The sequence below is a fragment of the Bradyrhizobium sp. BWA-3-5 genome (assembly GCF_032917985.1).
Lineage (GTDB): Bacteria > Pseudomonadota > Alphaproteobacteria > Rhizobiales > Xanthobacteraceae > Bradyrhizobium.
The window spans coordinates 3,506,701-3,523,798 of the sequence record NZ_CP136626.1; the positions used below are offsets into that span (position 1 = coordinate 3,506,701).

General features: G+C 63.4%; 18 protein-coding genes. 10 read left to right on the forward strand and 8 right to left on the reverse strand.

Going from position 1 to position 17,098, the window contains the following annotated elements; genetic code table 11:
• Positions 1-10: 10 nt before the first annotated feature.
• Entirely contained in the window at positions 11-829 is an 819-nt protein-coding gene (locus RX331_RS16895) for a chromate resistance protein ChrB domain-containing protein (protein WP_317257598.1), read from the reverse strand.
• A gap of 258 nt (positions 830-1,087) precedes the next feature.
• On the opposite strand from RX331_RS16895, the gene RX331_RS16900 reads away from it, so the two are divergent.
• Both RX331_RS16900 and RX331_RS16905 read left to right on the forward strand, forming a co-directional pair.
• A complete protein-coding gene (locus RX331_RS16900) occupies positions 1,088-1,774 on the forward strand; it encodes a hypothetical protein (RefSeq protein ID WP_317257599.1) in 687 nt (228 codons plus the stop codon).
• Between the two features lie 13 nt (positions 1,775-1,787).
• On the forward strand, positions 1,788-3,014 hold the full coding sequence (locus RX331_RS16905; protein WP_317257600.1) for an MFS transporter: 1,227 nt from the start codon (positions 1,788-1,790) through the stop codon (positions 3,012-3,014).
• Between the two features lie 16 nt (positions 3,015-3,030).
• Here the strand turns inward: RX331_RS16905 and RX331_RS16910 are convergent, their stop codons facing one another.
• The 3 genes from RX331_RS16910 to RX331_RS16920 all read right to left on the reverse strand — a co-directional run bounded on the left by RX331_RS16910 (position 3,031) and on the right by RX331_RS16920 (position 5,537).
• Positions 3,031-3,921 carry a DUF1259 domain-containing protein gene (locus tag RX331_RS16910; protein WP_317258156.1) on the reverse strand — a complete coding sequence of 297 codons (891 nt, stop codon included), beginning with the start codon at positions 3,919-3,921 and terminating at the stop codon, positions 3,031-3,033.
• 407 nt (positions 3,922-4,328) lie between these two features.
• A complete protein-coding gene (locus tag RX331_RS16915; RefSeq protein WP_317257601.1) occupies positions 4,329-4,583 on the reverse strand; it encodes a hypothetical protein in 255 nt (84 codons plus the stop codon).
• 210 nt (positions 4,584-4,793) lie between these two features.
• A complete protein-coding gene (locus RX331_RS16920) occupies positions 4,794-5,537 on the reverse strand; it encodes a sulfite exporter TauE/SafE family protein (protein ID WP_317257602.1) in 744 nt (247 codons plus the stop codon).
• 257 nt (positions 5,538-5,794) lie between these two features.
• On the opposite strand from RX331_RS16920, the gene RX331_RS16925 reads away from it, so the two are divergent.
• On the forward strand, positions 5,795-6,673 hold the full coding sequence (locus RX331_RS16925; RefSeq protein ID WP_317257603.1) for a DMT family transporter: 879 nt from the start codon (positions 5,795-5,797) through the stop codon (positions 6,671-6,673).
• Between the two features lie 141 nt (positions 6,674-6,814).
• Positions 6,815-7,633 carry an N-acyl homoserine lactonase family protein gene (locus RX331_RS16930; RefSeq protein WP_410708285.1) on the forward strand — a complete coding sequence of 273 codons (819 nt, stop codon included), beginning with the start codon at positions 6,815-6,817 and terminating at the stop codon, positions 7,631-7,633.
• A 42-nt stretch (positions 7,634-7,675) separates the two neighbouring features.
• On the opposite strand, the gene RX331_RS16935 is transcribed toward RX331_RS16930, so the two are convergent.
• The 4 genes from RX331_RS16935 to RX331_RS16950 are packed head-to-tail and all read right to left on the reverse strand — an operon-like array spanning position 7,676 to position 11,804.
• Positions 7,676-8,839, reverse strand: a complete 1,164-nt coding sequence (locus RX331_RS16935) for an MFS transporter (RefSeq protein ID WP_317257605.1) — start codon at positions 8,837-8,839, stop codon at positions 7,676-7,678.
• Positions 8,836-9,999 (reverse strand): MFS transporter, encoded by a 1,164-nt coding sequence (locus RX331_RS16940; RefSeq protein WP_317258157.1) that lies wholly within the window; start codon positions 9,997-9,999, stop codon positions 8,836-8,838. Before RX331_RS16940 ends, RX331_RS16935 begins: the two co-directional genes overlap by 4 nt.
• A gap of 52 nt (positions 10,000-10,051) precedes the next feature.
• Complete coding sequence (locus RX331_RS16945; RefSeq protein WP_317257606.1) at positions 10,052-11,416, reverse strand: NAD(P)-binding domain-containing protein; 1,365 nt, start codon at positions 11,414-11,416, stop codon at positions 10,052-10,054.
• A 55-nt stretch (positions 11,417-11,471) separates the two neighbouring features.
• Positions 11,472-11,804, reverse strand: coding sequence for a metalloregulator ArsR/SmtB family transcription factor (locus tag RX331_RS16950; protein ID WP_317257607.1), 333 nt, complete (start codon positions 11,802-11,804; stop codon positions 11,472-11,474).
• Positions 11,805-11,912: 108 nt separating this feature from the next.
• Between RX331_RS16950 and RX331_RS16955 the strand changes: the two genes are divergently transcribed.
• From RX331_RS16955 to RX331_RS16980, 6 genes are all read left to right on the forward strand, one after another.
• Entirely contained in the window at positions 11,913-12,275 is a 363-nt protein-coding gene (locus RX331_RS16955; RefSeq protein WP_317258158.1) for a metalloregulator ArsR/SmtB family transcription factor, read from the forward strand.
• Entirely contained in the window at positions 12,268-12,795 is a 528-nt protein-coding gene (locus RX331_RS16960; protein WP_317257608.1) for an arsenate reductase ArsC, read from the forward strand. The genes RX331_RS16955 and RX331_RS16960 overlap by 8 nt, the downstream gene beginning before the upstream one ends.
• The gene (locus RX331_RS16965) at positions 12,795-13,478 is read left to right on the forward strand and encodes an MIP/aquaporin family protein (protein WP_317257609.1); all 684 of its coding nucleotides are present in this window, start codon (positions 12,795-12,797) and stop codon (positions 13,476-13,478) included. Before RX331_RS16960 ends, RX331_RS16965 begins: the two co-directional genes overlap by 1 nt.
• Positions 13,475-13,882, forward strand: coding sequence for an arsenate reductase (glutaredoxin) (arsC, locus tag RX331_RS16970; RefSeq protein WP_317257610.1), 408 nt, complete (start codon positions 13,475-13,477; stop codon positions 13,880-13,882). The genes RX331_RS16965 and arsC overlap by 4 nt, the downstream gene beginning before the upstream one ends.
• A gap of 168 nt (positions 13,883-14,050) precedes the next feature.
• Entirely contained in the window at positions 14,051-15,310 is a 1,260-nt protein-coding gene (locus RX331_RS16975) for an adenylate/guanylate cyclase domain-containing protein (RefSeq protein WP_317257611.1), read from the forward strand.
• Between the two features lie 232 nt (positions 15,311-15,542).
• Complete coding sequence (locus RX331_RS16980; protein ID WP_317257612.1) at positions 15,543-16,688, forward strand: FAD-dependent monooxygenase; 1,146 nt, start codon at positions 15,543-15,545, stop codon at positions 16,686-16,688.
• The last annotated feature ends 410 nt before the right edge of the window (positions 16,689-17,098 follow it).

Genomic DNA, 17,098 nt, shown 5'->3' on the forward strand with positions numbered 1-17,098 from the left:
GCGGCGTCCATCACGGCTTCACCTTGTTGGTCGGCCAATTGTGCGTCTCGCCTGACGCGTCGCGGCACCAGCGATAGAACGCGTCATAGAGTATCATGCCGGCCTCGAGCTGTTCGAGATCGTCGTCGAACATGCGCGACAGGCCGAGCGAAGCGGCGAGCAGCCCCGGTGCCTCCGGCGACAGGTCAAGCCGTCCGGTATCGGCGCCGCGTACCATCGCCGCCAACCTCAGCAAGGGTGGCGTCGCGAGGCCAAACTCCTCGATCATGACGTCGAAGGTGCAGAGCTCGCCGCGGTGGCTCCAGAACACGTTCTCGATGTCAAAGGGAGCGGCGTTGAAGCGCTTGCCGACCTCGATCACCTCGGAAGGAGCGACATAAAGGAGCACCGCATTTGGATCGACGAAGCGGCGGATCAGCCAGGGGCAGGCGATGCGGTCGATCTTCGGCCGCGCGCGCGTCACCCACACGGTGCGACCCTTGGCATCACGGGGCGGCAATTTGGACGTATTGAGCAGCGGAAGCTTGGCTTCCTTCCAGCCCTCGAAGCCGCCTTCGAGCGTTTCGGCCCTAACGTTGGCATGTCGCAGCCAGGCCGCGGTACCTTGCGCGAGTTTGGCGCCGCGCAGGCAAACAACGATCGCGGAGTTGCCGGAGAAATTGTCGCTCCACTCGCCGGCGTCCTGATGGCTGCGCCTGATGGCGCCGGGAATCAGCCGTGGGTCGGCGGCGAAATCCTGGTCGGTGCGGACATCGATCAGGACAGGCGTGTTCGCCGTACCGATCAATTTGGAAAGCTTGTCTGGGGATATAGTGGTGTAGGCTGACATGGCTGCGCCCTCGTGAAAAACGGGACGCGATACTTGGGCTTGTCGCCTCGTGGGGGGATCGCAAAGCCCCCATGGCCTTCTATTAGCCGCCGGCTGCTCCCGCTGTCAACGGGCGTCACGGTTCCGCCATCACACGCAAGAGCGCTTGCGAAACCTGACGTTCGGTCCTAGCTTCACACGTATCGGGGACAAAGCAGGCTCCCCGTCAGACGGTCACCGTCCAAGCTCTGCGCACACTCGACGTGTCGAGGATGGCGCATGGACGTAAACAAGCCGAACCTTTTTCAAATCATCAGATATCCTGGCGTCATCCTTCTCGCGCCGATGCTTGCGCTCGCGCCATTGTCCGCGACCGCCGAGACGGGAGACACCATGATCGCCATCGATCGCATGACGCCGGGATCGCCTCCGGCGGGATTTTCCTTCGCGCGGACCGGCCAGGGCCGCGCGGGTGAATGGATCGTCACATCAGACACTACGTCGCCAACGGGAAAGGCGATTGAGCAGACCAGCACCGATCGCACCGATTACCGGTTTCCGCTGGCGATCCACGAGAGCCTGTCGGCCACTGATATCGACGTCGAAGTGCGTTTTAAGGCCGTGGCCGGCAAGACGGACCAGGCCGGCGGCATCGCGGTGCGGCTGCAGGACGCCGACAATTACTACGTCGCCCGCGCCAATGCGCTGGAAGATAACGTCCGCTTCTATCGCGTCGTCAAAGGCCGGCGCGAACAACTGGCCGGTGCCAATCTGAAGGTCACGCCCAATGAATGGCACACGCTGGGCCTGCGCGCGGAGGGCGACTGCTTCACTGTTTCCTTTGACGGCAGGAAATTGTTCAGTGCAACGGACAAGACATTTGCCAGGGCCGGCGGCGTGGCGCTGTGGACCAAGTCCGACAGCGTGACGCGCTTCGATCAGGTGAAGATGACCGTGTTGCCCTAACGGAATTGCCGGAATGACCGATATCGCGACTGAATCGAAGGCTTCGACCGCCAGCGCGCTGATCCGGCTGCTCTATGTCGCGCGTGGCCTGCGCGGCTTCGGGGATGGGTTTGCCGTCATCATCCTGCCTGCCTACATGACCGCGCTGGGGTACGACGCCGTCGCGGTCGGCGTCGTCGCGACTGCCTCGCTATCAGGCACGGCGCTGCTGACGCTGATCACCGGCTGGATCGCACCGCGCCACGACCTGAGACCACTCTTGATCGCAGGCGCCAGCCTGATGGCAGTGACCGGAATCGCCTTTCCCGCCGTCGAGCACTTTGTGCTGATCGCGCTGGTGGCCTTCATCGGCACCATCAATGCCTCCGGCGGCGATCTGGGTATGCTGGTGCCGCTCGAGCATGCGGTGCTGGCCCATAGCGCGAGCGACGAGCGCCGCACGACCGTGTTTGCGCGCTACAGCCTGATCGGTGCGCTCTGCACCGCGGCCGGGTCGCTCGCGGCCTCGCTGCCTGATTTCCTCGTTGCGGGCGGCAGCACGCAGCTCGCCGCGTTCCGCCTGATGTTCCACGTCTATGCCGCACTTGGCGTTATCTGCGCCGCGCTCTATCGCTGTGTACCGCATACGCAGGGCGAGGAGAGGGCGCCACAAACCCCGCTCGGGCCGTCGCGCGGCACAGTCTACAAGCTCGCGGCGCTGTTCAGCATCGATTCCTTTGCCGGCGGCTTTGTCGCGCAATCGCTTTTGGTGCTCTGGCTGTTCGAGCGCTTCGACCTGTCGCTGTCGGCGGCCGGGCTGTTCTTCTTCTGGTCGAGCACGCTGAGCGCGTTCTCCTATCCGGTCGCCGCCTGGATCGCCAAACGCATTGGCCTCGTCAACACCATGGTGTTCACACACATTCCCTCCAGCATCTTTTTGATCCTGGCGGCGTTCGCGCCGAATCTCTATGTCGCGCTCGGACTATTGCTGCTGCGCGCCGCGCTGTCGCAGATGGACGTGCCGACCCGCACGTCCTATGTCATGGCGGTGGTGACGCCGGCCGAACGGCCGGCGGCGGCGAGCCTCACCGCCGTGCCGCGCAGCCTGGCATCAGCGATCAGCCCGGCGATCTCCGGCGCGCTGTTGATGACATCGTTTACCGGACTGCCGCTGGTGGTCTGCGGCACCCTCAAGATCGCCTACGACCTGGCGCTCTTGTTCTCGTTCCGCCATATCAAGCCGCCGGAGGAAAAGCGCTAGCGGTCGATCGAAAGCTTCAATGATGCGCGACGTCTGTCTTGTCGAGCGCGGTGCGAACGTTGCGCGCCAGTTTCAGAGCATCATCATTGGCCCAGAAGTGCACGAAGAACATGCGCGGCTCTTCTGCAAGCATGTGGCTGTGGATCGCGGTGACCTCGATATCTCCGGCACGTAGCGCCCGGATCAAGGGATTGACCTCGTCGCCGGTCACAAGAAAATCGCCTGTTATGGCGGCCTTGCCGCCGCCGGTCGGTTGAAAGTTGATGGCGTTTGCGCCGCCGAGAGCGGCATTGACCTGCATTCCGCTTTCCTTGGCCGGATCACGCCTTGGAATGCCATACTGGTAGACACCACCATTCGCGGTACCCTTGGCGCCCAGTGCAGCGTCGATGCCGGCGGTGTCGAGATCAATTGCCGGTGCTGCGGTGGCGGTGGTGGCCGATGGGTCGAAGGGCGTCTTGCTCGCCGACGAAAGCGCTGCGCGGATTGCGGTCGCCATTTTTTCGGGGTCGCCGTGTCCCGCAACATGCATGTAAAAGGTCGCGGGCGAGGCGCGGAGAATGTGATTGTGGATCGCGCTGACGTCCAGCCCGCTGTCCAGCAATTTGGTCATGACCGGCGTAATTTCCGTATCCAGCAGCACCAGGTCGCCCATCAGCATGGCCTGTCCCTGCATGGGCGCGAAAGCGATCCACCCTCCGAGCGCCAGCGCCGGCTTGATCGTAACGCCGTCCAGCGTGACGTGCAGGTCGGATCGCGGCAGCCCGTAACGATGTACTTCGCCGCTTACAGTGGCGGTCTTGCCGAGAGCAGCGTCTACCTTCTTCCAATCAATAGCAACGGCGCGGGCGGCCTGTGACAGCAGCAGCGCGGCGCCGAGCGCCAGTAGTGTGAGGGACTGTTTCATGGTGTTCTCCTTCTTGCGCCCCCTATTCGGTCGCGCCTCACAGAGTTCCAGCGAGGCATGACGCAGCGCGGCCAAGCGTTGATTTTCGTATGTGAGGGGAAGGTGTTCGGGCATGCGCATGCGCCTCCGGGAAACCGGGACGCGATACTTGGGCATGACGCCTCGTGGGGAGATCGCAAATCCCCATGGCTGTATTCAGCCACACTAAAGCGGGCTGTCAACGCAGTCACGCGACGGCGGTTGCGATGGGTGCGACGAGAACGGCGCGAAAGTCTTTATTTCGAGCGTGTTACTTCATGACTTTCCCAGAAGCTGACCGCGCGCTCACTTTCAATTGATCCATGGAGGTTGGATCATCCGTTCTCCGGTTTCGAGGGGCAGATCACCGTCAACCGCGGCTCGCACGACTACCAGGGCGATTTCCGTCCGTCGGGGAGGGGGTCCATCACGCGCCGCTCGTCGCGGACGTGCGACCATTGCGCCAGCTTGATTTCCGGCGTGCGGGGCGCGCCAGCCTCTTCCGAATGAAAGGCGAGCTTCTGGCTTGCCTGCACCTGGTACTTGGCGGCTTGTGCCAGCCAATACCATTTCTTGTCCGGTTCGCTCAGCGCGCGTTGCCGGCACTCGGCTTCCAGTTCACGTAAGCGGATCGCTTCCTTCATCGCCCAATTCCAGAGCCTGGAGGCTCCAACCCGGAGCCCCGCAACCACCGGAACGCGGGTTCCGGCAGTTCCTCATGGCAAAAACTTCTTGACGGCATCCTAGGCCGGATTGGGACAATTGATTGAAATTTACCAATGGATTGACGCGTAATTAGCTGGATGTGGCGGATGCCTGCGCCAATCGAAGCCAAATCGTTCAAAAAGGTTGCATTACACGATCAAAACCGCGCCCGAGACCAGAAGCAGTGCCAGCACGATCTTCCGGAAAGTGGCTTCTTCCAACCGCCCATATAATTTCATCCCGAGCCAGGTACCGCCGAGCAAAGCCGGCAACCCGATCAGGAACAGCTTGATCACCTCAAGCGTCAGTGCGCCGCGGACGCCGATCCACAGGCCGCCCATCACGAAGATTGCAACCGCCACCGGCTGAAACACCGCGCGCTGTGCGTCCTTCGGCCAGCCGCGCAGGCCACACCAGATCGTCACCAAAATTCCGGCAAGCCCGGTGATGCCGCCGAGCACGCCGTTGAGGAAGCCGATGCCGGCGTCGGCCGCGGCGCCGCCTGCTTGCACGGCTGGAATGGCCGGCCGCAGCAACGCGTAGAGGCTATAAAGCAGCAGGAAGGCGCCGATACCCATGCGCACATGGGCCGGGTTCGCCCAGGTCAGGATGCCAACGCCGACGGGAACGCCAAGCGCAGCGCCCGCCATGATTGGCCATAGCCTTCGCCAATCCAGCGCAGAGCGCAGCTTCCAGACTGAATAGCCCTGCACGATAAGGCCGAACGCAATGATCAGCGTCGCCGTTTGCAGCGGCGTGAGAATGTACAGCCAGATGGCCGAAACGACGAGGCCGAAGGCAAAGCCGGAAAGGCGCCGACCAGCGCCCTGGCAAAGGTCGCAACAAGAAACGCCAGAAATTCGAATGTCGATCCATCCATGTGTCCGCTCCATGCCAAAGCGAACAGCGCTTGAATGGTATCGCCATTTCATGGGGAGGCTGCGATGTCCCCGAGCCTCAATGTTACGCGCGCTGCGCTCGTTCGCACAAGCGAATGACGACCGGCTGAAACACGCTGGAGCTGCTGACACATGCTGCCAACGCTCAAAAAGAATCACACGGCGGTCGCTTTGACTCGTGCATGTGAGGGGACGCGACCATATGTGCGGCATACGCCGCGATCGACGGCGCGATAGAACAGGGGGCGGCGTTGGGCGAATGGGTTGGCGTCGCGATCGCATTGCTATCGAGCTGTCTGGGCGGGACCGCGGCGGCGATCACGCGCTATCTTGCCGGCAACACCGATCCGATCACGCTGGCGATCCTGCGCTGGGGAATCGGCTTTGCTTGCGTGTTGCCGGCAGCGCTACTGCTGAAGGCGCGATGGCCGAAGCGGCAGGATTGGCCTGCCGTCGCCGCCCTCGGCTTCGCTTTTTTCGGTGTGTTCTTCGTTCTCTACAACATCGCGATGTCCTACACGACGGCGGCGCGCGCCTCGCTCGCGCTGGCGACGCTGCCGCTGCACACCATGGTGGTCGGCGCGCTGCTCGGTATCGAACCACTGACGAAACGGAAATCGATCGGGGTCTGTATTGCCGTGTTCGGAGTCTTCGCCGCGCTCGCGACCGGACTGTCGACCGCGCCGCCGGGCGCGTGGCGTGGCGAATTGATCATGACCGGTGCCGTGCTCTGCATGGCGTTCTACAACGTCTGGTCCCGCCCGTTCATCCAGCGCTCCAGCGCGCTCGGCTTCCTCGCTGTCGGCATGGGGACAGGCGCCATGGCGCTGATCCTGGTGGGATCGCTGACTGGCAGTGTTGCCGTGTTAAGTCAGTTCGAAGCGCCGCAATGGATCGCCGGTGTCTACCTCGGCATTGCCGGCGGTGCACTGGCGTTCATCCTGTGGGTGCTGGCGCTGCAGCGGGCGTCGCCGACGCGGGTGGCCAATACCATGACCGTCAATCCCGTTGCGGCGGCGCTGCTCGCCACCCAGCTCGTCGGCGAGCCGATAACGCCGAACTTGATCGTAGGGCTCGTCGCGGTGTTTGCAGGCATATGGATCGCGACGTCGGAGGTCGGGAAGCCATAGGTTCACGAAGTTCACGCAGCGGCGATGGTGTCGATCAAAAATTCGTAAGCCGTCGTGATTTGCCACACCTCTGAGGTAGGCTCAGGCCCCGGACCGGGGACCGGACCTGTCGATGGTGGAGGAAGCAACATGAAGAGAACAATGGGTTTTGCCCTGGCACTGTTGACGGGTGCGCTGTCGATCGGCAGCGGCTATGCGCAGTCGGGCAGTCCGGGCGTCGAGAAGCTCTACATCCTGAATTGCGGTGAGGGCGTCGCCGGCGACATCTCCCGTTGGTCGCCCGGTGTCAACGAAGGCAAGCCAATGGACTTCGTCGACAATTGCTATTTGATCAAGCATGCGCAGGGCTGGTTCCTCTGGGATACCGGCGTCACCGATGCGGTTGCGGCAATGCCCGACGGCTTGGCGCCGGCCGATCCGAGGGCAGTTCACTGGCGGCGGCCCAAGACGCTCGTGGCGCAGCTCGATCAGCTCGGCGTAAAGCCCTCCGATCTCAAGGGGATGGCGATTTCTCATACGCATCCCGATCACGTCGGCAATGTCGAGTTGTTCCCGACGACAATGCTGTATGTCCAGAAAGCCGAATATGAGTGGCCCGCCGCCAACAACCAGCCTCGGTTCAAGCCCGAACACCCCGTGACGAAACTGGAAGGCGATCGCGATGTGTTCGGCGACGGTAGCGTGACCATATTTTCCACGCCTGGGCATACGCCCGGGCATCAGTCGTTGCTGGTAAAGCTGCCCAAGACCGGCGCGATTGTCCTGTCCGGCGATGCCGTGCATTTCAAGGCCAATTGGGACAATCGTGGCGTCCCTGCCATGAACGTCAACAAGGATGCGACCCTCGCCTCGATGCAGAAAATCTCGGACACGCTGACGAAAGAAAAAGCGCAATTGTGGATCAACCACGACAAGGCGCAACGCGATGGCCTGAAGATGTCGCCGGAGTATTACGACTGAATGTGAAGCCCGCGCTAGCGGGCCGACCTGTTCGCATTCCGCTCAGGGCTTTGCCGCCGGCGATTGCTTGCGTAGCAGGAACAGCGCCAGCAGTGCTGCGATGCTGAGCGCCGAGGAAACGTACAGGACGCGCGCGCCCATCGCATCGATCAGGAGGCCGAACAACAGCGGCGCGGCGGCCTGCGCCATCCGCGCCGGCGCACCGATGATGCCGAGCCGGTAGCCGTAATTCTCAGGCCCGAAGATCGCGAGCGGCAGCGTGCCGCGCGCGATCGTCAGGATGCCGTTGCCGGAGCCGTGGAACACCGCGAACACGCTGGCCGCACCGCCGCCGGCAAGGCCGAGGATAGCCGCGCCGATCGGGTGCGTCAGGCATGCCAGCCTGGTCGACACCAGCGGATGATAGCGGCTGAGAAAGCTCGCCTCGAAAATCCGTGCAATGACCTGCGAGGGGCCGATTAGCGCGCCGGCGAACACCGCCTGCGCGCTCGTCGCGCCGGCCGCCTCCATCAGGCGCGGCAGGTGCGCTGCCATCGCCCCGGTGACGGTCCAGGCCGCAGCAAAGACGAAGGCGAGGATGATCATGGTGCGGTCGATCGGGATGTTCGGCTTGACGGCCGCGGCCACCGCCGCCTTCGCGCCCTTCACCGCCGGCAGCAAGAGCAGGTTCAGCGGCAGCCCGAGCAGAATGTGCGCCGCAGCCCAGGCAAAGCAGGTATTGCGCCAGCCGATCGTCTCCAGCCCCCACGCCGATAGCGGCCATCCGACCGTCGAGGCAAAGCCTGCGATCAGCGTGATCCCTGTGATCGAGCGGCGCGCAGCGTCGCCATAGATGCGTCCGAGCGCGGCAAAGGCGGCATCGTAGAGCCCGGCGCCCATGCCGACGCCGAGCACAAGCCATGCGATCACGAGCATCGGGATCGATGTCGTGAAGCCGAGCAGCACGAGTCCGGCCGCGAGCAGCAGGTTGGACATCGACAGCACCGAGCGGCCGCCGACCAGGTCAATCTGCCGTCCGATCCGCGGCGCCAGCACCGCGGAAATCACCTGCGATGCGGAGAACGCCGCAAAGATCCAGTTCGAGGAGACGCCGAGATCGCGCGCGATGGAATCGGCAAGGATCGCCGGCAGATAGTAGCTCGATGCCCAGGCCAGCGTCTGTGTCGTGCCGAGCGCGATGATGATGGAAATCTGGCTGCGGTTCACGTTGTCTCTTGCCTCGACCAATAGAGCGCCAGCGGCCCTAGCAGGATGCCGGCCGCCAGTACCGAAAATGCGGCCATCCAGGCCGATGAACTCTGCACTCCTCCAGCAGCGTCCAACGCCACGCCGACCGCCCAGGCACCGAGCGCGGAAAGGCTGAAGCCGACGGTGGAATGCATCGCCATGGTCGCGCCGCGGTAGTTCGGGTCGGCAGACATCGACATGCCCGAGGTGAGCGCGCCGGAATCGGCGGGAACGGTCAGGGCATAGGTCAGGATCAGGGGCAGCAGCAGCCACGGTGACTTGTCGGCGAAGAAGCCGATCAGGATCGCCACGGCGGCGGAGGCAAACATCACGGTGGAGATGGCGCGATGGCGGCCGAACCGCAGCGCGAGTTCATTGCCGAGGATGCTGGCGGGCATGGCCAGCACGGAGAACACCACGCTGACCACGATCGGCGTCAGGAGCGAAGCGTCCGAACTCCTTGCGGCCACGAACGTCCAGAACGCCACGATCCAGGTCCTGATGCCGTACAGCTCGAAGCAATGCGCGCCGTAGCCGAGCACAAATCCCACGGCGCTCCGGTTCCGGAACACCGGCGCGAAATCCAAGAGCTTGCCCGACGCGGGCGCCGGCTTGACCGGTCGCAGCAGCAGGCACACGCCGAGCATCACCAGTGGCCCGGCGGCGGTGACGAAAAACGCGCTGCGCCAGCCCCAGGCTTCGGCCACAAGCTGCGAAACCAGAAACGACACGCCGACTCCGAACGAGAAGCTCGACGTGTAGAGCGTGATCGCGCGGGAAGAGTCGCCGGGCGCGAGACGGTCTGTCAGCGCCTTCAGGCCCGGCATATAGGCGCCGGCAAAACCGACGCCGGCCATCGCGTTAAAGAGGGCGCCGGACCACAGGCCGGTTGCGAGCAGGCCGAACAGCAGCGTGCCGAGCGCGCTCAGCGCCGAGCCCGCGATCAGGATTTTCCGCGCGTCGATACGATCCGTGAGCGTTGCCAGCACCGGCACGGTCACCATGTATCCGGCGGCGCCCGAGCCCGCCAGCAGGCCGGCCTGCGCGCCGCTCAAATGCCACTCCGGAATCAGGAACGCCGCGAGAATGGAAGGCACGACGACATGCGGGAGCAGGCTGCCGAGCTGCCCCACGCACATTGCGATAATAACGGATCGGCCCTCCAGATAGATTCTGCTCACTCCCGATCGATCAGGCCGCGCAGCCGCAGCCTGCTTTGCCTTGTTGCTTTGCTTTTTCATCCGCGACGCAACACGCGTCAACATCCGATAATGCAGGGCCGCCGCAACAATCGCTGACCTCTGGCGCGAGCGAGCGGCTGCAGACGCCGGTCTCGGGCAGCACCAGCTCGACCCGTTCCGCCGCCGCACGGTCGCCGGCGATGTCGGCGGCGATCGAACGCACCTGTTCGTAGCCGGTCAACATCAGGAAAGTCGGCGCACGGCCGTAGGATTTGATGCCGGCGAAATAGAAGCCGGGTTCATCCTGCGCCAGTTCGCGCGCGCCATGCGGGCGCACGGTGCCGCAGCTATGCTCGTTCGGATCGATCAGCGGCGCCAGCGCAACCGGGCATTCGATCGCCGGGTCGAGCCGGATGCGCAGCTCGCGCACGAAGTCGAGATCGGGACGGAAACCCGTCGCCACGATCAATTCATCGGCCATGATTCGCCGGGCGCTGCAGTTCGACATGGCTGCGATGATGAGGCGAGGGCCGTCGGCGATGAGATGCGAAACGCGGAATTCGCTTTGCAGTTCGACCTTGCCGGCGGCTACCAGCTCAGCAAACGCCGTGCCAAGCTGGCCGCGCGCCACCAATTTGTCGTTGGCACCGCCACCGAACGCCTTGGCGGGATCGCTGCCGCGCAATAGCCAGATCGGCCGGGTACCGGGTGCCTGCTCGGCGAGTTTCGCCAGATCGATCAGCGTGCCCACAGCGGAATGTCCCGCGCCGAGCACTGCGACCGCCTTGCCGGCATAGCGCGCGCGTTCCTTGCCGAGCACGTCAGGCATGCCGTAGGCGATCCTATCAGCGACATCCTGCTCACCGATCGCGGGAAGGCCATTGGCCCCTGCGGGGTTCGGCGAATGCCAGGTGCCGGATGCATCGATCACCGCATCGGCCTTGATGACCTTGGGGCCCAGTCCGTTCTGGTACCTGATCTCGAACGGCGCCGCTTCGCGGCCCCTGGTCTTCATCTTGTCGAAGCCGGTGCGGCTGATGCCCGTGACGCGGCTCGAGGTCTGGATGTGAGGGGCGAGCGCGGCGTGGGCCGCAAGCGGCTCGAGATAGCGTTCGACCAGTTCGGCGCCGGTCGGGTACTGCTGCGGTTCGGGAGAATTCCAGCCGGCTGTTGCCAGAAGCCGCGCCGCGGACTTGTCGATGTTGTACTCCCATGGCGAGAACAGCTGGACATGGCCCCATTGCCGCATGGCGTGGCCGACATGCTCGCCGGCTTCCAGCACGATCGGTTGCAAGCCCCGCTCCAGCACATGGGCGGCGGCGGCAAGGCCGACCGGCCCAGCTCCGATGATCGCGACAGTCTTGGCTTCGCTCATAAGTCCTCCCATGTAACAAGAAATACCGAAATAGAGGTCGAGAAAGAAGCGGCTGCTAGGCCGCGGTCTTGGTATCAGCGGTCTTGGCATCAGGGCTTTCGGCGCTCTCCGTGCAGCATTCGGCAACCAGAAACCCCACAAGCTCCCGCATCACTTCGTAGTTGGCATGGCAAACCAGCGTCGTCCCCTCGCGCACTTGGTTGATCAGCCCCACCACCATCAGCGCCTTGATGTGGTGGGACAGGGTGGATGGCGCGATCTTCAGCTTCTCCTGCAGGCGGCCGACGGCGAGGCCGGCGCCGCCGGCGCGGATCAGCGCGCGGTAGATCTTGAGCCGGGTCGGATTGCCCAGTGCTTCGAGATGAGCAGCTGCGTCATCTATTTTCATGACGGCAGGATGACAGCACGCGGCAAGTCTGTCAACCATATTTCTAGAATTATGGAAATATGCGACACAAAGATTGACAGCGACCGATATATCGATAAATCTCGATATATGGATTCTGAACGAACCATTCTTGCGCTGGCCGCGCTGGCCCAGTCGACGCGCCTCGACGTTTTTCGGCTGCTGGCGAAGCATGAGCCCGAGGGGCTGGCTGCCGGCGACATCGCCAGGAAGCTGGCGGTCCCGCAAAACACCATGTCTTCGCATCTGTCGATCCTGTCCCGCGCGGGACTCGTGACAGCGCGCCGCGTCAGCCGCTCGATCGTCTATCGTGCCGATCTCAAGGCCTTTCAGGCCGTGGTCGTGTTCATGCTGCGGGATTGCTGTGACGGACGCCCCGAAATCTGCGGGCCATTGATTGAAGACCTCACGCCTTGTTGTCCGCCGAAGACAAGGAGGAAAGCCCATGTCTGAACGCATCTACAACGTGCTCTTCCTGTGTACCGGAAACACCGCTCGTTCGATCCTGGCAGAATCGATCCTGCGCAAGGAGGGTCGCCGCAACTTCCGTGCATTCTCCGCCGGCAGCCAGCCGAAGGGCGTGGTCAATCCGTTCGCGATCAAGGTGCTCAACCGCCTCGATTACCCCACAAACGATTTGCGCTCGAAGAGCTGGGAGGAGTTCGCGCGGAGCGATGCGCCCGTGATGGATTTCGTCTTCACGGTTTGCGACAATGCCGCAAGCGAATCCTGTCCGATATGGCCCGGACAGCCGATGACCGCGCATTGGGGCATCGAAGATCCGGCGGCGGTCGAGGGAACGGATATCGAGAAGGAAGCGGCCTTCGTCGCGGCGTTCCGCTATCTCAAGAATCGAATTGCCGCCTTCACCAGCCTGCCGCTGCAAAGCATCGAGAAATTGTCGCTTGGCGCCAAGCTGCACGACATTGGCCGCGGCGAGGGCGCTACCTCTGGTCGGAACAGGGCATCCTGATGCAGGAATTCGATCTGCCACGTCGGCTCGCAGCCGAAGCACTTGGGACCGCGATTTTGGTCGCAACCGTGGTCGGCTCCGGCATCATGGCCGAGACCTTGACCAAGGACGTTGCGCTGGCGCTGCTCGGCAACACGCTGCCGACCGGCGCGATCCTTGTCGTGCTCATCACCATTCTCGGACCTGTTTCGGGCGCGCATTTCAATCCGGCCGTATCGCTGGTCTTTGCCTTGAAGGGCGAGCTGACCCCGCGCGAGACGCCGCTTTACATCCTTGCGCAGATTGCCGGCGGCATTGCCGGGACCATGATCGCGCATGGGATGTTCGCGCTGCCTTTGATCGACATCTCGCTGAAGACGCGAACCGGCGGTGCGCAATGGTTCGCCGAAGCCATCGCTGCATTCGGCTTGATCGTGACGATTTTGGGCGGCATCAGGTTCAACCTCGCGGCTGTGCCCTGGCTAGTTGGTCTCTATATCACCGCCGCCTACTGGTTCACGGCGTCCACCTCGTTCGCCAATCCGGCCGTGGCAATCGCCCGCTCCTTGACCAACACGTTCTCGGGCATTCGTCCCGTGGACCTTCCCGGTTTCATCGTGGCCGAAACCTGTGGGGCGCTTGTTGCGTTGGCGGTCATGGGCTGGCTGCTCGGTAGGGCAGCAATCAAGGAGGCGCAGCCATGACCGTCACGATCTATCACAACCCCGCCTGCGGCACCTCGCGCAACACGCTCGCCATGATCCGGCAGAGCGGCGAGGAGCCCGAGGTGATCGAGTATCTGAAGACGCCGCCGAGCCGCGCGCGGCTGGTCGAGCTGAAAGCAGCGCTCGGCATTTCGCCGCGCGAGCTGCTCCGCGAGAAGGGCACGCCGTATGCCGAGCTCGGCCTGGCCGATCCCAAATGGAGCGACGACGAGCTGATCGATTTCATGCTGGCGCATCCGATCCTGATCCAGCGGCCGATCGTGGTGACGGGCAAGGGCGTGCGGCTATGCCGGCCATCGGAGCTGGTGCTCGACCTGCTCGATAAGCCGGTCGAATCGTTCGTCAAGGAAGACGGCGAGGCGGTGACGCGCGCGAAGGGTTAGCATCCGTGTCCCGGACGCGGTGCAGCGCGTAGCGCTGCTCCGCAGAGCCGGGACCCATCGCTCAGTCGAGCCCGGATCAGCAGCGCATTACTTCGTACTGCGCAGCATCCGGGGAACGGCAGTGGCGCGAGCCTTCCACCCGTCACGATTGCGCGGCATAATGGCCGCATGGAACTCACGCCCCGTCTACGCCTGACGAACTGGCTGGTCAGCCAGGGCCTCACCGGCTTGCCCGAAAACGATCTGATCCGCGGCTTCTGCGAGCGCTGCTGCGCCGAAGGCCTGCATGTCTCGCGTGGCATGGTCTTCATCGACACGCTGCACCCGATCTTCGAGGGCCGCGGCTTCCGCTGGAACGACGCCGAGACCAACGAGAGCGACGTCTTCGAATATGGCTCGACCAATGAGGGCGAAGCCGCGGAAGCCTGGCGCAGCTCGATCTTCTATCACATGCTCGAACAGGGCTTTTCGGAACTGCCGATGGACCTCGCCGACGGCGCGGCCCGGCGCTTCAAGTTCGTCAACGAACTCGCCGACAAGGGCCACAAGCATCTCGTCGCCTATGTGCACCAGTTCGGCGAGGCCGGCACCATGGGGCAGATGGACTGCGTCTATTCCTATTGGGTGACACGGCGCGACGAGGGTTTTGGTGCGCAGGGGCTGGCGGCGTTGCGCGAGCTCGTGCCGGTGCTGGGGCTGGCGATCAAATCCGCAGCACAGGCCGACATCACCAAGACGCTGGGGCGCGTTTATCTCGGGCGCGACACCGCCGAGCAGGTGCTGCGCGGCCGCATGACGCGCGGCGTCACCGAACAGATCAACACGGTGCTGTGGTTCTCCGACCTGCGCGGGTCGACCGCGATCAGCGAGAGCATTGATCCCGGCGAGATCATTCCGTTCCTCAACGATTACGCCCAGGCCTCGATCGATGCCATCCATGAGGCCGGCGGCGAAGTACTGAAACTGATCGGCGACGGCGTGCTGGCGATGTTCACCCATGAGAACATGGCCAAGGCCAAGCGCGCCGCGCTGCGCGCCGAGCACCGCTTTCGCCGCAACATGCGGACGCTGAACGCCCGCCGGACCGCAGAGGGCCGCCCGGCGACGTCTGCCCATGTCGGGCTGCATGTCGGCGAGGTCTTCTACGGCAATATCGGCAGCGACGACCGGCTCGACTTCACCGTCGTGGGGCCGGCGGTGAACGAGGTCAGCCGCATCGCCTCGATGTGCCGCTCGGTCGACCGCGAGCTCCTGATGTCGTCGGCGTTCCGCAACGGGCTCGACGCCGCCGGGCGAAACTACCTCGTCTCCACCGGCCGCTACGCGCTGCGCGGCATCGGCCGCGCGCAGGATCTTTACACCCTTGATCCGGATATTACGGCGGATGAAGTGGTGGCGGGGAAGTACGAGAGATATTTGGCAAACTGAGATGTGAACGGCACATGCCATCCGCGGCGGAACGCGTCGCCGCGCTCGGCAGTTTGCGGACATGAAACCCAAAACCGTATTGATCTCGGGAGCAGGAATCGCCGGGCCGACGCTTGCGTTCTGGCTCAGGGCCGCCGGCTTTTAGCCGACGCTGATCGAGCGCTCGCCCCATCTGCGCACCGGCGGCTATGTCATCGACTTCTGGGGGCTCGGATACGACATTGCCGAGCGCATGGGACTGATCGCGGAGATCAACCGCGTCGGCTACCATGTGCGGGAGGTGCGGATCGTCGACGACAAAGGACGGCGCGTAACCGGATTTGGAACCAGGGTGTTTTCCGAATTAACGGGCGACCGTTATGTGACGCTCCGGCGCAGCGACCTGTCGCGACTGCTGTTCGGGAAGATCGACCGAAGCGCTGAGGTCATTTTCGACAGCGAGATCGTCGGCCTTCAGCAACAGGCGGATGGCGTTCGGGTTCGATTGAAGCATGGAAACGAACGTCGTTTCGATCTGGTTGTCGGCACCGATGGGCTGCATTCGGCCGTTCGCGGCCTCGCATTTGGGCCACAGCGCGAGTTCGAGAAGCATCTTGGCTATGTCGTCGCCGCGTTCGAGCTATCCGGTTATCGGCCCCGCGACGAGGATGTGTGTCTGATGTACGGACAACCGGGGCGCATGCTCGGCCGCTTCACCCTGCATGACGATCGGACGCTGTTCCTGTTCGTCTTCGCGGCGGAAGGCGATTCGCTCCCCGGCACACCGGACCTGCAAAAAGCCATGCTGCGGAAGATCTATGGCGAGGGTAAATGGGAATGTCCGCAGGTCTTGGAGCGGCTGAAGGAAACGAACGACCTCTATTTCGACCGCGTCAGTCAGATCCGGATGGCGAGCTGGTCGCAAGGCCGCGTCGCGCTCGCCGGCGACGCCGCGTTTTGCGTTTCGCTGTTAGCCGGACAGGGCTCGGCGCTTGCGATGATTTCGGCCTATGTGCTGGCCGGCGAACTCGCCAGTGCCGGCGGACGTCACGAAGAAGCCTTCGCCAACTATGAAGCCCGGCTGCGGAGTTATATCAGCGCCAAACAGCAGGGCGCGGCGCGCTTCGCTTCGGCTTTTGCGCCGAGAACCGCGGGCGGCCTGTGGTTTCGCAACCAGGTGATAAGGGCGTTTGCAATTCCCGGCCTGGCCCGGCTTGCGGTCGGCAGGGACATCGCCGACCCTGAAGCTTCCCGACTACCAATGGCCCTTGCTAGAGGAGTTTCGAGACGCCAGCACCCGCTCTGCAATGCGGGGCGGTCAGGCTTGATTCACGTCATGCGTGAGAGCCCATTTTGCCGTCTCCATTCGGCACCCGATATTAGCGATCCTCTGCGGTGAAACGCTGAAGGTTTTGACCGGGAGCACAGTCCCGTTCCGGTCTGTCGCCAGCAAGAGAGGCCGGCATGTCCGCAACCGAAATCGCGCAACGTCACTTTTCGGCAGTCATGGCTGAGGCCGAGAGCGCCGGGCAGTCCGCCGACGGTATCTGCCGGCGCTGCTCGGTCTGCTGGTCGCAACATATCTCGCTTTGATGAGATTGTTATCATAATATAAAGCGGGTCAGGAAAGCGCCGGTGGAGGAATGGCTTTCGGAATAAATTGCTCGGGTTCGCCACCATTGCGAACCAAGCGAAGCAAGTGATCCCACCGCTGAGAGAATGGATTGCTTCTCTATCGGTGCGCTGCAGAGCCGGGGCCCATTTTAACGGGCTCTGAGTCCCGGCTCTGCGGTGCATCGCTGCAGAAGC

Coding starts and splice junctions, on each gene's coding strand:
- RX331_RS16955 (WP_317258158.1), top strand. CDS start 11,913: ATGGATTCTGAACGAACCATTCTTGCGCTGGCCGCGCTGGCCCAGTCG.
- RX331_RS16915 (WP_317257601.1), bottom strand. CDS start 4,583: ATGAAGGAAGCGATCCGCTTACGTGAACTGGAAGCCGAGTGCCGGCAA.
- RX331_RS16940 (WP_317258157.1), bottom strand. CDS start 9,999: ATGTGCGTGGGGCAGCTCGGCAGCCTGCTCCCGCATGTCGTCGTGCCT.
- RX331_RS16930 (WP_410708285.1), top strand. CDS start 6,815: ATGGGTTTTGCCCTGGCACTGTTGACGGGTGCGCTGTCGATCGGCAGC.
- arsC (WP_317257610.1), top strand. CDS start 13,475: ATGACCGTCACGATCTATCACAACCCCGCCTGCGGCACCTCGCGCAAC.
- RX331_RS16945 (WP_317257606.1), bottom strand. CDS start 11,416: ATGAGCGAAGCCAAGACTGTCGCGATCATCGGAGCTGGGCCGGTCGGC.
- RX331_RS16975 (WP_317257611.1), top strand. CDS start 14,051: ATGGAACTCACGCCCCGTCTACGCCTGACGAACTGGCTGGTCAGCCAG.
- RX331_RS16960 (WP_317257608.1), top strand. CDS start 12,268: ATGTCTGAACGCATCTACAACGTGCTCTTCCTGTGTACCGGAAACACC.
- RX331_RS16895 (WP_317257598.1), bottom strand. CDS start 829: ATGTCAGCCTACACCACTATATCCCCAGACAAGCTTTCCAAATTGATC.
- RX331_RS16905 (WP_317257600.1), top strand. CDS start 1,788: ATGACCGATATCGCGACTGAATCGAAGGCTTCGACCGCCAGCGCGCTG.
- RX331_RS16920 (WP_317257602.1), bottom strand. CDS start 5,537: ATGGAGCGGACACATGGATGGATCGACATTCGAATTTCTGGCGTTTCT.
- RX331_RS16900 (WP_317257599.1), top strand. CDS start 1,088: ATGGACGTAAACAAGCCGAACCTTTTTCAAATCATCAGATATCCTGGC.
- RX331_RS16980 (WP_317257612.1), top strand. CDS start 15,543: ATGGGACTGATCGCGGAGATCAACCGCGTCGGCTACCATGTGCGGGAG.
- RX331_RS16965 (WP_317257609.1), top strand. CDS start 12,795: ATGCAGGAATTCGATCTGCCACGTCGGCTCGCAGCCGAAGCACTTGGG.
- RX331_RS16950 (WP_317257607.1), bottom strand. CDS start 11,804: ATGAAAATAGATGACGCAGCTGCTCATCTCGAAGCACTGGGCAATCCG.
- RX331_RS16910 (WP_317258156.1), bottom strand. CDS start 3,921: ATGAAACAGTCCCTCACACTACTGGCGCTCGGCGCCGCGCTGCTGCTG.